The organism is Streptomyces sp. NPDC028419 (assembly GCF_055565515.1).
Genome location: NZ_JBVHUE010000007.1, coordinates 202,856 through 217,207 on the forward strand (window position 1 = coordinate 202,856; position 14,352 = coordinate 217,207).

12 protein-coding genes are annotated in these 14,352 nt (G+C 73.3%); 8 read left to right on the forward strand and 4 right to left on the reverse strand.

Going from position 1 to position 14,352, the window contains the following annotated elements:
* Positions 1–7: 7 nt before the first annotated feature.
* The 4 genes from ACZ4UB_RS11310 (at position 8) to ACZ4UB_RS11325 (ending at position 4,835) form a co-directional block, all read left to right on the forward strand.
* A complete protein-coding gene (locus ACZ4UB_RS11310; RefSeq protein ID WP_468069847.1) occupies positions 8–2,068 on the forward strand; it encodes a SpoIIE family protein phosphatase in 2,061 nt (686 codons plus the stop codon).
* A 112-nt stretch (positions 2,069–2,180) separates the two neighbouring features.
* A complete protein-coding gene (locus ACZ4UB_RS11315; RefSeq protein WP_468069849.1) occupies positions 2,181–3,431 on the forward strand; it encodes a hypothetical protein in 1,251 nt (416 codons plus the stop codon).
* Positions 3,432–3,451: 20 nt separating this feature from the next.
* Entirely contained in the window at positions 3,452–4,315 is an 864-nt protein-coding gene (locus ACZ4UB_RS11320) for an Fpg/Nei family DNA glycosylase (protein ID WP_468069851.1), read from the forward strand.
* Positions 4,316–4,367: 52 nt separating this feature from the next.
* A complete protein-coding gene (locus ACZ4UB_RS11325) occupies positions 4,368–4,835 on the forward strand; it encodes a hypothetical protein (protein ID WP_468069853.1) in 468 nt (155 codons plus the stop codon).
* Positions 4,836–4,855: 20 nt separating this feature from the next.
* Here ACZ4UB_RS11325 and ACZ4UB_RS11330 read toward each other — a convergent pair whose 3' ends face one another.
* Entirely contained in the window at positions 4,856–5,356 is a 501-nt protein-coding gene (locus ACZ4UB_RS11330; protein ID WP_468069953.1) for a hypothetical protein, read from the reverse strand.
* Positions 5,357–5,597: 241 nt separating this feature from the next.
* On the reverse strand, positions 5,598–6,131 hold the full coding sequence (locus tag ACZ4UB_RS11335) for a sigma-70 family RNA polymerase sigma factor (RefSeq protein WP_468069855.1): 534 nt from the start codon (positions 6,129–6,131) through the stop codon (positions 5,598–5,600).
* 294 nt (positions 6,132–6,425) lie between these two features.
* Between ACZ4UB_RS11335 and ACZ4UB_RS11340 the strand changes: the two genes are divergently transcribed.
* Positions 6,426–7,616, forward strand: coding sequence for a CapA family protein (locus ACZ4UB_RS11340; RefSeq protein ID WP_468069856.1), 1,191 nt, complete (start codon positions 6,426–6,428; stop codon positions 7,614–7,616).
* A gap of 79 nt (positions 7,617–7,695) precedes the next feature.
* Here ACZ4UB_RS11340 and ACZ4UB_RS11345 read toward each other — a convergent pair whose 3' ends face one another.
* The gene (locus ACZ4UB_RS11345) at positions 7,696–8,157 is read right to left on the reverse strand and encodes a universal stress protein (RefSeq protein WP_399256671.1); all 462 of its coding nucleotides are present in this window, start codon (positions 8,155–8,157) and stop codon (positions 7,696–7,698) included.
* A 60-nt stretch (positions 8,158–8,217) separates the two neighbouring features.
* Here ACZ4UB_RS11345 and lysX point away from each other — a divergent pair, with 60 nt between their 5' ends.
* Positions 8,218–11,517, forward strand: coding sequence for a bifunctional lysylphosphatidylglycerol synthetase/lysine--tRNA ligase LysX (gene lysX / locus ACZ4UB_RS11350; protein WP_468069859.1), 3,300 nt, complete (start codon positions 8,218–8,220; stop codon positions 11,515–11,517).
* Between the two features lie 102 nt (positions 11,518–11,619).
* Positions 11,620–12,519, forward strand: a complete 900-nt coding sequence (locus ACZ4UB_RS11355; RefSeq protein ID WP_468069861.1) for a polysaccharide deacetylase family protein — start codon at positions 11,620–11,622, stop codon at positions 12,517–12,519.
* A gap of 67 nt (positions 12,520–12,586) precedes the next feature.
* On the opposite strand, the gene ACZ4UB_RS11360 is transcribed toward ACZ4UB_RS11355, so the two are convergent.
* A complete protein-coding gene (locus ACZ4UB_RS11360) occupies positions 12,587–13,315 on the reverse strand; it encodes a class F sortase (protein WP_468069862.1) in 729 nt (242 codons plus the stop codon).
* 391 nt (positions 13,316–13,706) lie between these two features.
* Between ACZ4UB_RS11360 and ACZ4UB_RS11365 the strand changes: the two genes are divergently transcribed.
* Positions 13,707–14,273 carry a hypothetical protein gene (locus tag ACZ4UB_RS11365; RefSeq protein ID WP_468069863.1) on the forward strand — a complete coding sequence of 189 codons (567 nt, stop codon included), beginning with the start codon at positions 13,707–13,709 and terminating at the stop codon, positions 14,271–14,273.
* Positions 14,274–14,352: the final 79 nt, after the last annotated feature.

Consider the following 14,352-nt stretch of genomic DNA (forward strand, 5'->3'; position numbering starts at 1 on the left):
CCCGCTCGTGTGTCATGGTGGACCGGTGCCGAGCACCGTATCGCTGCCGGACGACTGGCCCGCACACCCGGACCGGTCGCTCTCCCTGAACCGCATGGGCAGCTTCGACTGGGACCTGGTCACCGGACTCATGCACATGGACCCGCCCGCCCTCGACGTCTTCGACACCCTCCCCCAGGACTACGACGAGCGGCCCGAGTCCCTCTCGCCCCGGGTCCCGCCCGCCGAGGCCGCCCGGCTGGACGCGCTGGTCTCCACCGCCCTCAAGGGCGGGATGGAGAGCTACGGCGCCTACTTCCGGATCAGGTGCCGCGACGGGCGGCTGCGCTGGACCCACACCCAGGGCCGGGTGTTGCGCGACCCGGACGGGCGTCCCTACCGCATCATCGGCATCGTCCGGGACGCGACCGAGGAGCTCAGCCACTCCGCCGAACGCCTCGGCCTGGACGAGGAACGCCGCCGCCAGACCTCCGTGGTCGAGGGCACCACCGCCGCCCTCGCCCACGCGCGCACCGTGCAGGACGTCATCGACGCGCTCAGCGACGCGCACGGCCTGGAGCGGCTCGGCACCATGGGCATGGTGATGGGGCTGGTCGAGGCGGGCCGCATCCACCTGGTCGCCGAGGGCCCCGAAGGCAGCTTCGTCCCCGGCACCCGCTACACCCGCATCGACGAGCAGTACCCGATGAGCGAGGTGGTCCGCTCGCTCCAGCCCCGCTTCATCGACTCGCAGGAGGAGTTCGCCGCCTCCTATCCGGGGCTCTGGTCGAAGATCTCCTACATGCGGATCTCGGCCGCCGCCTACCTGCCGCTGATCGCCCAGGCCCGCCCCATCGGCGCGATCGGCCTGCTCTACCAGGACAAGGAAGCCTTCACCCAGGACGAACGGAACCTGCTCGTCGCCCTCGGCAGCAGCATCGCCCAGAGCCTCCAGCGCGCGATGCTGCTGGAGCAGGAACACGACATCGCCGAGGGCCTCCAACAGGCCATGCTGCCGCGCCGGATCCCGGCGGTGGCCGGTGCGCAGATCGAGGTGCGCTACCGCTCCGCCCGGATGGGCCGCGACATCGGCGGCGACTGGTACGACGTCATCCCGCTGCCCGGCGGGCGGGTCGGCGCCGTCATCGGCGACGTCCAGGGGCACGACACCCACGCGGCGGCCGTGATGGGCCAGCTCCGCATCGTGCTGCGCGCCTACGCCGCCGAAGGACACGCACCCGCCACGGTGATCGCCCGGGCCTCCGTCTTCCTCCACGAACTGGACACCGACCGCTTCGCGACCTGCACCTACGTCGAGGCGGACCTCGCCACCGGGGTGCTCCAGCTGGTCCGCGCGGGCCACCTGGACCCCCTGCTGCGCACCCGTGACGGCGACTGCCGCAGGCTCCCCGTGGAGGGCGGGATGCCGCTCGGCCTCTCCGCGGAGTTCGGCCGCCTGGAGTACCCCGTGACCACGGTGGAACTGGACCCCGGGGAAACGCTTCTCCTGTGCACCGACGGCCTGGTCGAACAACCCGGCGCCGACCTCGACGACGGGATCCAGTACCTCACCGCCATGGTCCGGTCCGGCCCGGCCGACCTCACGCAGCTCGCCGACCGGCTGGTCGAGATGGCCGACGAGCGGGGCGACGACGACGTCGCCCTCCTGCTGCTGCGCCGCCAGGCCGAGGACGCGCCGCAGGCGGGCGGCCGACTCCAACAGCACGTGGCCCCCGGCGACCCCGAGGGCCTGGTCTCGGCCCGGCACATGATCGGCACGGCCGTACGGGCCTGGGGCGCCCGGGCCCGGGGCGACGAGATCGAACTCGTCGCGGACGAACTGATCGTGAACGCCCTGATGCACACCGACGGCCCGGCGATCGTCACCCTGCGCGTCCTGGCCGGCCCCGAACGCCGCATCCGCGTCGAGGTCGAGGACCGCTCCAGCGCACTCCCGCGCCGCCGGGAAGCGGGCGACTCGGGGGTCTCGGGACGCGGCCTGATGCTGGTGGACCGCCTGGCGGACGTCTGGGGAGTGGAGTCCCGGGGCGGCGGCAAGTGCGTGTGGTGCGAGTTCGTCATGACCTGAGGCCGAAGGAGAACCGGAAGGAGAACCGGAAGCGGAACCGGCACGCGCCGCCCGGCCCGGCGGGCCCAAAGCCCGTTGCGGCGCGCGGCGGCGGTGGCGCAGGATCGGGGCGATGACTACCGCCACGCACGACGTCCGCCGGTCGCTGAAGGCCGGAGATCTGCCCGGAGCCGTCCGGGCCCTGCGCCCCCACGCGGAAACCGCCTCGCCCGCCGACCTCGCCAAGGCCACCCGGGCCCTCGCCGACGCCGCGGGCTTCACCGACCTCGCCCTGGCCGCGAAGACCGCCGCGAAGAAGCCCCGCGATCCCCAGGCGCTCTACGACTTCGGCTACGCCTGCGTCGAACGCGGCGTGTCCTTCCTCGCCGTCGCCCCGCTGCGCCACGCGCTCGCGATCCGGCCCGACTCCCGCAAGCTCCTCGCCGAACTCGTCGCCGCCCTCGAAGACGGACACCGGCACACCGAGGCCGCCGCCCTGCTCGCGGCCCGCGGCGAGCGCCTGCCCGCCTGGCCCGAGACCTACCTCCTGGTCCACAACACCCTGTGCGCGGGCGACTTCGACGGAGCCCGCGCCGCCGCGATCCGGCTGCCGGCCCCCGAGGACGCGACCTGGCTCGGGGCCCACGGCCGCCAGCGCCGCATGTTGGGCCGCGCCGAACTGGCCCGCGGGGCAGGCCCCCTCGACGCCCGTGACCTGCGCGGCTGGCACTTCGCGCTCACCGGCGCGCTCCTGGGCACGCTCTCCCCGTACGGCTACGGCGCCGGAATGACCGGCCGCTACGCCTTCCTCGGGGACAACCACGCACTGGTCCGGCGCGGCCTCGACCGCCTCGCGCTCGCCCTGGCCGCCGCCGGGCAGCGCCCGACGACCGTCTCGCTGCTCCCCGGCCGCGCCGACCGGATCCTCGGCCTGGCCGCCGCCGGGGTGCTCGGGCTGCCCGCGGTGCCCTACGACCCCGCCCGCCCGGACACGGTCGTGGCCTCCTACGACCTGCGCGCCGGCGACCCCGAGCTGGTCCGCACCCTGCGCACCCGCACCACCGGCCAGGTCCTGCACGAGCACCTCACCTGCTGGACCGATCCGCCGCCGGTGAGCGCCGATTCCAGCGCGCTGCTGTGCCAGTACGCCGTCGCGCCCTGGGCGGCGTACGGCGACCGGCCCGCGGACGAGCGCCCCGAGGAGGACGTGGCCCGCGACGTCATCGACGCCGACCCCGCGCCGGAGGAGGGCGACGGACAGACCCCGGCCGACCCGGACGAGGCCCTGCGGACCTACGTCGCCGCGGTGGCCCCCGGCTGGCTCGGCGGAACCCGCGACCACGCCCGCTCGCCCGGCCCGGTCCCCGGCTCGCGCTTCGGCTGAGGGCGCGGCACCCTGGGAGGGTGCCGGAGCTGCCGGAGGTCGAGGCCCTCAGGGAATTCCTCGACGAGCACCTGACCGGGCGGGTGGTGGAGCGCGTCCTCCCGCTCAACGTGAGCGTGCTCAAGACCTACGACCCCCCGGTCACCGCCCTCGAAGGGCAGGTGGCGGGAGCCACCGCCCGCCACGGCAAGTTCCTCGCGCTGCGGATCGGCGAGCTGTACCTCGTCACCCATCTCGCCCGGGCGGGCTGGCTGCGGTGGCACGACGCCTTCCCCGCGCAGCCGCCCAAGCCCGGCGGCAAGGGCCCGCTCGCCCTGCGCGTGCTGCTCGACGGCGGGGGCGGCTTCGACCTCACCGAGGCGGGCACCCAGAAGCGGCTCGCGGTGTACGTCGTCCACGATCCGGCGCAGGTGCCCGGCATCGCCCGGCTCGGGCCGGACCCGCTCGCCGAGGACTTCGACGAAGCGCGGTTCGCGGCGCTGCTGGCGGGGGAGCGGCGCCAGCTCAAGGGCTTCCTGCGCGACCAGAGCGTCCTGGCCGGGATAGGCAACGCGTACAGCGACGAGATCTTGCACCACGCGCGGATGTCACCCTTCAAGCTCGCCGCCTCCCTGGAAGCGACCGAGGTGTCCCACCTCTTCGAGGCGGTCCGGGCGACCCTGCGCGAGGCGCTCGCCCGCGCGCACGGCGTGGCCGCGGGGAGCCTGAAGGCGGAGAAGAAGAGCGGGCTGCGGGTGCACGGCCGGACCGGCGAGGTCTGCCCGGTGTGCGGGGACACCATCCGATCGGTGTCCTTCGCCGATTCCTCGCTCCAGTACTGCCCCACCTGCCAGACCGGGGGCAAGCCGCTCGCCGACCGGAGGCTGTCCCGCCTGCTGAAGTAGCCACCGGCGGCCCCCCACCGTGCGCCGCGCCACGCATACACTGGTGCGCACCATGCCCGATGACGCGCAGCACCGGCCGCCCCGGCACTCCCCGGCGTCCCCGGACCAGCCCGGCTCGCGGCGGGAGGTCGTCACCGGCGTGGCGCGCGGCGCGCGCGGACGCCCGCCCGCGCACACTCCCGCGCGCTCGGAGATCTCCCAGCAGACCTCGCTCGGCGCCACCTACGTCCGCGCCCTGATGCGCAGTCAACTGCGGGCCGCCCTGGCGGCCCTGGCCGTGCTGATGGCCTTCGTCGGAGCCCTGCCCCTGGTGTTCTCCCTGCCGCGCGTCGACGCGGGACCCCTGGTGTGGGTGGGGCTCGGGGTGGTGGTGTACCCGGTGCTGTGGCTCATAGCGCACCGGTACGTCGTCCGTGCCGAACGCAACGAGGCGGACTTCACCGGCCTGGTGACGGAGCCCCTGAGCGAACCCCTGGCCGACACCCCGACCGAACCCCCGAGGGAGTCACCGACCGGTTGACCGCCCGCCGGGCCGCCCGGTCAGAAGAGGTGCATCGCCAGGTGTCCCAACGGCAGGCCCAGCTGCCAGGCCGGGGTCCACACCCGGGCGTTCTCGTCCAGACCGGGCGGGTTGTCCTCGGGGCCGGGCCGACCCGGGTCCAGGTTGGTGGCGAACAGCTCGGTCCGCTCCAGCCAACTCCAGGCGTCCCGGGCCAGTTCCAGGTCGGGATCCTCGCCGACGCCGCGCTCCCGGGCCTCCTCGCCCAGCTGGAGGAACCGGGTCTGCACCCAGTCGCGCCAGGGATGACCGTACGCCGTCAGGGAGAGCCACTCGTCGAGCTGCGAGACGACGCGGATCCCGGACAGCTCGCCGGCGGCGTCGGACAGGTAGATCGTCAGGGCCAGGGTGTCCCGCCCGGCCCGGAATTCCAGGGTGCTGACCGGGATCAGTCGCCCCGTGCGCAGCAGTTCGTCCGCGATGTACTCGGCGTAGAGCCACGCCATGGGCACCGCGAGCCCGCCGTCACTGGTGCCGTTCATACCCTCGGGCTGCACCGTTCCACCTTCTCCCGCGTGTCGAGCTTGCCGCCGTCGGTCAGAGCCTCTCCTCCGAGCCTCGCAGGACGGGCGATGTTTACTCAACTTGGACGCTCTGGAGCCGAATTGGATGCGCCATGCGCCCACTCCGGTCAATCCGTGAGCGGTTCTCGGCCAGTTGGCCTTTCGTCCCCCGTGGTTCCCTTGCTCGCCGGCGACCTCCGGGCGGCCCTGCGACCCGGTCTCAGGCCCCGAGCCCGTACCCCTGGAGGTCCTTGCGCAGGGCCCGCAGCGCGTAGTACGTCCGGGACTTGACGGTTCCTGTCGGTATGCCCAGCTCTTCGGCGGCTTCCGCGACCGACCGGTCGCGGAAGTAGACCTGCATCAGCACCTCGCGGTGCTCCGGGCCCAGACTGCCGACGGCCCGGCGGACGTCGATGGCGGTGACCGAACGGGAGACCCCGTCCCGGGGCGCGGGCGTCTGGTCCAGGTCCTCCTGCTCGACCTCCTGGGGGCGGGCGAGCCGGGCGCGGCGCGCGTCGATCGCGAGCCGCCGGCCGACCGTGAAGAGCCAGGGGCGCATGGAGGCGTGGGGGCTCTCCAGCACTTCGGGGTGCTGCCAGGCGCGCACCAAGGTCTCCTGCACCAGGTCCTCGGCGCGCTGCGCGTCGCCGTTGCAGAGGCCGAAGAGGAATCCGAACAGAGCCCGGCCGTGTTCGCGCTGGAGTGCGGCGAGTGCCTCGGGGTCGGTGCGGCAATCAGTGGGGGAGGGGGGCACCGAGTGGCTCCTTCCGGGGTGGGTGCGGGTCGACATGACCACCCTGACCTGCGACGGGCCGCCCGGGAACCGTCGGGTGCCGCTGCTGCGCCCAAGCACCCCGGCCGTCCGGTGGGCGGCCGCCCTCGTCGGTGAACGGTCGAACGGCGCGGTGAACGGCAGGCCGTCCGCCGGGGCGCGGTGCCGCCAGGAGGGTGAGTCCCGGGCGCCCGGCGGAGCCGTTCCTTGACTTGCGCCGCCCGCTCTCCAGGATTCAGGTCATCCGATAGTCCTATGAAATGGAAGCTGAGGCGGATGACCAAGCGCACGCGGCGGGCCGTCGCGGTCCTGTCGGCCCTCCTGCTATCGGCCGCGGCGGGCTGTTCCGGCCCGTCGGGCAGCCCCGGCGGCGCGGGCGGCCCCGGCGGATCGGGGTCCGGGGCGACCAAGGGGAGCGCCGGGACCGGGAAGAAGGGCTTCACCCTGGTCGCGAGCGGGGACGTGCTCCCGCACACCTCGATCATCAACGGGGCGGCCACCGGGGGCGGCGGCTACGACTTCAAGCCGATGTTCGCGGACGTCAAGGACCTCGTCACCGCCGCCGACCTGGCGCTCTGTCACAGCGAGACGGTCTACGGCGAGGAGGGCGGCCCCTTCTCGGGTTACCCGGACTTCGTCTCCCCACCTCAGGTGGCCGAAGGGCTCAAGGACGCCGGCTACGACGGCTGCTCGACCGCCTCGAACCACACCCTCGACGACGGCGCCGCGGGGCTGAAGCGCACCCTGGACACCTTCGACAAGGTCGGCCTGAAACATGCCGGTTCGGCGCGCACGGCGGCCGAGGCGGCCACCGTGACCACCTACACGGCGGGCGGCGCCAAGGTGGCCCATCTCGCCTACACCTACGACACCAACGACCACCCGATGCCCGAAGGCCAGCCCTGGGCGGTCAACCTGATGGAGCAACAGGAGATCGTCGCCGACGCCCGGGCCGCCCGGACGGCGGGCGCGGACGTGGTCCTCGTCAGCCTGCACTGGGGCACGGAGTGGCAGACCGAGCCGGACGAGCGCCAGCTCTCCCTCGGCAAGGCCCTCACGGCCTCGACGAGCGGCGGCCGCCCCGACGTCGACATGATCCTCGGCACGCACGCGCACATCCCGCAGGCGTACGAGAAGGTCAACGGCACCTGGATCGTCTACGGCATGGGCGACCAGGTCGCCGGTGAGATGTTCAACGACTCGGGCGAGCGCGACCTGCGCGGCAACTACGGCTCGATCGGCCGCTTCACCTTCGAGCCCCCCGCCGCCCCGGGGCAGCGCTGGCGCGTCACCAAGGCCGAGTACGTCCCGCAGATGACCGACCTCACCGCCGGCAAGGTCGTCAACCTCCCGGCGGGCCTGGCCAAGGACCCCGACCACGAGGCGTACAAGAGCGCCGCGGAGGCCATCGGCGAGGCCGTGCTGAGCCGCGGCGCGGCCAAGGACGGCCTGACGCTCGGCAAGTAGCACCACCGGGCCGGGCGCCCCTACGGTCCGGCGGCGGGCCGGCCACCGAGGCGGTGCCCGCCACCGACCCGGCGTCGCGCTACGGAACCACGGTCACCGGCCAGCGCCCCGCCTTCACCAGCCGGACCGCCACCGACCCGATGATCCGGTGCCCGGCCTGCTCCGAGGCGCCGACGACCACCGCGTCCGCGGTCAGCTCCTCGGCGGCGCTCACCAGCCCCGCGTACGGGTCCCCGCGGAAGGTGTGGAACTGCCAGCGCACCTCGAAGATGCCCTTCACGCGCTCCGCGGAGTCCCGGATCTCGGCCACGATCCCCTCCGCGATCTCCTCGGTGGCCCCGGCCACCGGCGCGCCCATGGCCGCCCCGGCCGCGATCACCGGCTGGACGTAGACCAGCGCCAGGAGGGCGTTCTGGCGCCGGGCCAGCCCCGCCGCGTAGGCCGCCGCGCGCAGCGACGACTCCGATCCGTCAACCCCGGCGAGGATCACCTTCGGGCCGTCGGTACCCCGCTCGAACCCCGTGCTCACGTGCTCTGTCACCCCACCGAGGTTAGTGCGTTCGGCGCGCGGACCGGCGCGCGCCTCCCTACAGTGCGAACCATGAGTGCCACCGTGGAGGAGACCCGTGGGACCCGCAACCGCTTCCTGAAGCGGGTGCCCGACGGATTCGGCGCGTTCTTCGGAACGCTCGGCCTGGTGTGCGCCATCCTGGCGCTGTCCCCCACCCTGCGGCGGCTGCTGCGGCCGGTGGTCCGCTTCCTGGACATGTTCGTCGTCCCGGTCAGCGAGAACCTCGCCTACGCCGTCTTCCTCTTCCTGCTGGCCGCGGCCCTCGGCACCCGCAAGAAGGTCGCCTGGTGGATCGTCGTCACCTATCTGGCCCTGTTGATCCTGGTCGACGTCCTCATCCTCGCCGACGGGGACTACTGGGTCTCGATCGTCTCCGGCGTCATCGCCGTCGCCGCCATGGTGCTGCTGATCGCCGCCCGCAAGGAGTTCTACGCCGCCTCCCGGCCCGGAGCCCTGTGGCGGGCGCTGCTGGTCCTCGGCCTCGGACTGCTCGCCGCCGTCTTCCTCGGCTGGGGGCTCGTCGCGATCTTCCCCGGCAGCCTGCCCAAGGGGCAGTGGCTGGACTGGGCTGCCAAACAGGTCTTCGGCGGACTCTTCTCCGCCCGCCAGTTCGACGGCCACCCGCCCCGGCCCCTCTACTTCCTGCTCGGCCTCTTCGGCGCCCTCGCCCTGCTCAACGCCGCCTCCACGCTCTTCCGCTCGCAGCGCATGACCGCCGCCCTGCACGGCGACGAGGAACCGCGCATCCGGGCGCTGCTCGGCGCCTACGGCCGGGGCGACTCCCTCGGCTACTTCGCCACCCGCCGCGACAAGGCCGTCGTCTTCGCCCCCAACGGCAAGGCCGCCGTCACCTACCGCGTCGAGGCCGGCGTCTGCCTGGCCAGCGGCGACCCCGTCGGCGACCCCGGAGCCTGGACGCCCGCCATTGACGCCTGGCTCGCCGTCGCCCGCCGCCACGGCTGGCAGCCCGCCGTGATGGGCGCCTCCGAGGAAGGCGCGACCGCCTTCGCCCGGTCCGGGCTCAGCGCCCTCCAGCTCGGCGACGAGGCGATCTTGCACGTCGCCCAGTTCGACCTCGACGGCCGCGACATGCGCGTCACCCGCCAGGCCGTCAACAGGGTCCGGCGCACCGGCGCCTCCACCGTCATCCGGCGCCACTGCGCCCTCACCGAGGAGGAGATGCAGCGGATCGTCGACCGCGCCGACAAGTGGCGCGACACCGAGACCGAGCGGGGCTTCTCCATGGCCCTCGACCGGCTCGGCGACCCCACCGACGGGGACTGCCTGCTCGTCGAGGCCTTCGACGCGCAGGGCGAACTCATCGCCCTGCTCTCCTTCGTCCCCTGGGGCAAGGACGGCATCTCCCTCGACCTGATGCGCCGCGACCGCGCCGCGCCCAACGGCGTCATGGAGTTCATGGTCGCCGAACTGTGCGCCGCAGCGCCCAAGCTGGGCGTGCGCCGGATCTCCCTCAACTTCGCCGTCTTCCGCTCCGCCTTCGAGGAGGGCGGCCGGATCGGCGCGGGCCCCGTCCTGAAGCTGTGGCGCAAGCTCCTGCTGTTCTTCTCCAAGTGGTGGCAGCTGGAGGCCCTGTACCGGTCCAACGTCAAGTACGGACCCGAGTGGTACCCGCGCTTCCTCTGCTACCAGGACGCCGGTTCCCTCGCCCGGGTCAGCCTCGCCTCCGGCATCGCCGAGGGGTTCGTCTCCGTTCCGAGCATGCGCAAGCTGTGGGGCAACGGGCACGCCAGGGGCGTCACGGCCCCGGCGAACACCGCCCTCCTCCCCCCGATCGCCTCCCTCAACCTCGACCTCGTGGGGGAGGAGGGCGCCGGGAGCGCCGAGAAGCTGCCCGAACAGGTCCGCGTCCGCCACCGCAAGATGGAGCGGATCCGCGCGGGCGGCACCGACCCCTACCCGGTCGGCATCCGCCAGCGCACCCACACCGTGGCGCAGCTGCGCGCCGCCCACCCCGGATACCCGGCCGGCGCACGGACCGGCGAACAGGTCACCGTCGCCGGACGCGTGATGGTCGTGCGCGACCTCGGCGGCGTGGTCTTCGCCGTGCTCCGCGACTGGACCGGCGACGTGCAGCTGATGTTCACGCGCGACGAGGCCGGTACCGAAGTGCTCGGCACCTTCACCACCCAGGTGGACTTCGGCGACCACGTCGTCGCGAGCGGCGAGATCGGCACCAGCAGGAACGGCGAACTCTCCGTCGTCGTCGGCTCCTGGCAGCTCACCGGCAAGTGCCTGCGCCCGCTGCCCGACAAGCGCAAGGGCCTGGCCGACCCCGAGGCCCGGGTCCGGCGGCGCTACCTCGACCTGGTGGCCAGTCCCGAGGCGCGCGAGGTCGTACGGGCCCGCTCCAGCGCCGTGCAGGCACTGCGCCAGGGGCTGCTCGACCGCGGCTACCTGGAGGTCGAGACCCCGATGCTCCAGCAGATCCACGGCGGCGCCAACGCGCGCCCGTTCCGCACCCACATCAACGCCTACGACATGGACCTCTACCTGCGCATCGCGCCCGAGCTGTACCTCAAGAGACTGTGCGTCGGCGGCATGGAGAAGGTCTTCGAGATGGGCCGCACCTTCCGCAACGAGGGCGTCTCCTACAAGCACAACCCCGAGTTCACGATGTTGGAGGCGTACCAGGCCTTCGCCGACTACGACGTCATGCTCGACCTCACCCGAGAGTTGATCCAGGGCGCCGCGACCGCCGCCTTCGGCTCGCCGATCGCCCACAAGGCCGGTCACGACGGCAAGCTCGTCGTGCACGACATCTCCGGCGCCTGGCCGGTGAAGACGATGTACGGGGCGATCAGCGAGGCGCTCGGGGAAGAGGTCGACGCGGACACCGGGGAGGCGGCGCTGCGCCGCCACTGCGACCGGGCGGGCGTGCCCCACACCCCGGAGAACACCCGCGGCGACGTGGTCCTGGAGATGTACGAGCGGCTGGTGGAGGAGAAGACCCTCCTCCCCACCTTCTACAAGGACTTCCCGACGGACGTCTCGCCGCTCACCCGCCAGCACCGCAAGGACCCCCGGCTCGCCGAACGCTGGGACCTGGTCGCCTTCGGCACCGAGCTGGGCACCGCCTACTCGGAGCTGACCGACCCGGTCGAACAGCGGCGCCGGCTCACCGCCCAGTCGCTGCTGGCGGCGGGCGGCGACCCGGAGGCGATGGAGATCGACAACGAGTTCCTGGACGCACTGGAGTACGCGATGCCGCCCACCGGCGGGCTGGGCATCGGGGTGGACCGGCTCGTCATGTTCCTCACCGGTCTGACGATCCGCGAGACGCTTCCGTTCCCCCTGGTGCGCCGGAGCTGAAGCCGCCGCCCGGCGGCTGCCGGGGCGGCTGATCGGGTGAGGGGGCGGTGGCGCGTCCGCGTCTCCCGGTATCCGGGACAGCGGCGTTGATACGTAGTAGTAATGAAAACTGACGAGCCGACAGTAGGGCGGCGCATGCTCCTGCGTACCGCCGTCTTCCTCGGGATCGCCGCCGCGGCCTCGGGCGTCCTCGGAGAGGAGGAGGTCATGGATCCTGCCCGGCCCGGCGCACCCGCGGCGGGCGGCGCCGGAGCGCCCGGAGCACCCGGGGCGCCCGGAACCGCCGCGCTGAACCGGCGGGGCGAGGCTTCCAGCGCCTACCGGCTGAGCCCGATGGCGGCCGACGTCCCGCCCCGCTACCACCCGGCCAGGCCCGCCGTCCGCACCCGACCCATCCTGGAACTCTCGGGCGCGCCCGGAGCCCCGGCCGTCGGCAGCCAGATGGTGCTCACCTTCGACGACGGCCCCGACCCCCGCTACACCCCCGCGATCCTGGACACCCTGGCCCGGTACGGGGTCCGCGCCATGTTCTTCGTCTGCGGCGAAATGGCCACCGACAACCGGGACCTGGTGCGGCGGATGGCCGCCGAGGGGCACGTCATCGGCAACCACACCTGGACCCACCCGCTCATCCCGAAGCTCACCCGGCCCGACCTCGCGTCCGAGATCGGACGCACGAGCGAGGTCGTGCAGCAGGCCACGGGGGAGGCGCCGCAATGGTTCCGGGCGCCGTACGGGGCCTGGAACCGGGCCGCCTTCGAGATCGGCGCCGAGCTGGGGATGGAGCCGCTCGCCTGGACCGTGGACACGCTGGACTGGACCGAGCCGGGCACCCCGACGATCGTCTCGCGCGTGCTCAAGGGGGCCGCGCCCGGGGTGATCGTGCTCTCGCACGACGCGGGCGGCAACCGTACGCAGAGCGTCCAGGCGCTGGGCGAGTACCTGCCCCAACTGCTCGCCCGGGGCTACCGGATGACCCTGCCCGGCCTGCGACCCCACTGAAGATACGTTCCATCAGTGGGGCCGCGATCCGATCGGCGGGCGGGTCCGGCCCCGCGGGGCCGTGCGGTCAGCGCGTCTCCACCATCCGGGCGAAGACGACCACGTTGCCGTCGTAGCCGCGGGCCTTCGAATATCCGCCGCCACACGTGATCACCCGGAGCTCCGGCTGGCCGGTGTCCCCGTACACCCGGGCTCCGGGGAAGGCGTCCTTGTCGAAGACCTCGACGCCGTACACCTCGAACACCGCCGTGCGCCCGTCGTAGCGCTGCACCTCGACGCGATTGCCCTTGCGGAGCGAGCCCAGCCCGTAGAAGACCGCCGGGCCCTTCGCGTTGTCCACGTGGCCCACGATCACCGCCGAGCCCTGCTGGCCGGGCGAGATGCCGTTGAGGTACCAGCCCGCGAGGTTCGGATCCTGGGGCGGCGGGGCGTCGATCCAGCCCTCCGCGTCCAGCCCGACCGTCATCACCGGCGCGTCCACCTTGATCGCGGGGATCCGGACCCGCTGCACCGAGGAGTGGTCCAGCGGGTCCGGCGCCGGCGGCAGCGGCTGGTCCGGCAGTTGCTGCGGCACCTGGTCCGACGGCTGATCCGGCTGCTGCCCGATCGCGGGCGTGCTCGGCGCCGCCTGCGGCTGCCCCGGGCGCACCCCGACGGCCGCGGCCGCGGTCGGCTGCGGAGGCCCCTCCTCGAACTCCGCCCCGTTCCGGACCATGGCGAGGCCGGTCAGCATGACGAGGGCGAGCGCTCCCCACGGAGAGCGTCTTCGTGACGGAACGGTCTCGTCCCAGCCCATGGTTCTCCCTTCCCGACGCGGGGGTCCCGACCCGCGTTCACGTCCCACCCCGTGTGCACTGCTTCGTACGCCCTACGTCACGCACGCTAAGGGCGAGTGCCGGCGACGGCGAGGGGGGAGGTGCGAACGGGTGGCGGACCGCGGCCGGGGCGGGGCGGGGGGCCGTACGGGATGCGCCCATCCAGGTAATCGTCACATAAATGACTGACGGGTCGTGACCTGCGGATCCGTCAGATGGGCCGCGCTCGCCTCGGCGTGTCGCTCAACCGGGCGGCCCAAAGGTGGAAATGCGCTGGTTGCGGACCGGCCGGAGGGTTCGTCATGGGAGGCGTTCTCGTCGATGATCCCGGGCGACCACCGCTCCGGGGCGCTTCCCGCTGGAGGTTCCACCATGCGTGCTTCTCGCGCTCTCACCGTGACCGCGGCGGCCTTCGTCGCCCTCGGACTCGCCGCTCCGTTCGCCAGTGCGAGCAACGAGCCAGCCGCCTCGTCCGCCGGTGCGCCCGCCGCCGCGCCCGCCGGCGGCCCTGCCGGCGGACCCGGCGGCGGTCCTGGGGGCGGGCCGAGGAACGTCGCGGTCAGCCCGTACTCGGTGCACCGGGGCGCCTCGATGGAGGTCAAGGCCGAGGGGTGCCGCAACGGAGGCACGGTCTGGTCGCCCGGCAACTTCGACCAGGCGAACCTGTCGGGCGGGTCCCCCGCCTTCGCCAACGTGCACATCCGGCACGACGCCCGCACCGGCGACCAGACGCTCTCCGTCAAGTGCCACGACAACAGCCTCGTCGCCACCCACCGCTTCCGGATCCTGGAGGGTCGCGGCGCGCAGGGCGGCCTCGGCGGCTCCATCGGCCCGTCCGCCACCGAGACCGCCATCGGCGCGGGACTCGTGGGCACGGCGGCCCTCGGCGCGGGCATCCACGTGATGCGCCGCCGCCGCCCGGTCCACGGGCGGGTCTGACCGGCAGCCTCCCCGGTCGTTCCCATCAGCCCGTGAACCGCCGTTCGCCCCGAGTCCCGGCCGGGACTCGGGGCGAACG

Bases quoted from the DNA above. Each gene is read 5' to 3' on its own strand.
- ACZ4UB_RS11315 (WP_468069849.1), top strand. From the start codon at position 2,181: ATGACTACCGCCACGCACGACGTCCGCCGGTCGCTGAAGGCCGGAGAT.
- ACZ4UB_RS11325 (WP_468069853.1), top strand. From the start codon at position 4,368: ATGCCCGATGACGCGCAGCACCGGCCGCCCCGGCACTCCCCGGCGTCC.
- ACZ4UB_RS11330 (WP_468069953.1), bottom strand. From the start codon at position 5,356: ATGAACGGCACCAGTGACGGCGGGCTCGCGGTGCCCATGGCGTGGCTC.
- ACZ4UB_RS11340 (WP_468069856.1), top strand. From the start codon at position 6,426: ATGACCAAGCGCACGCGGCGGGCCGTCGCGGTCCTGTCGGCCCTCCTG.
- lysX (WP_468069859.1), top strand. From the start codon at position 8,218: ATGAGTGCCACCGTGGAGGAGACCCGTGGGACCCGCAACCGCTTCCTG.
- ACZ4UB_RS11355 (WP_468069861.1), top strand. From the start codon at position 11,620: ATGAAAACTGACGAGCCGACAGTAGGGCGGCGCATGCTCCTGCGTACC.
- ACZ4UB_RS11360 (WP_468069862.1), bottom strand. From the start codon at position 13,315: ATGGGCTGGGACGAGACCGTTCCGTCACGAAGACGCTCTCCGTGGGGA.
- ACZ4UB_RS11365 (WP_468069863.1), top strand. From the start codon at position 13,707: ATGCGTGCTTCTCGCGCTCTCACCGTGACCGCGGCGGCCTTCGTCGCC.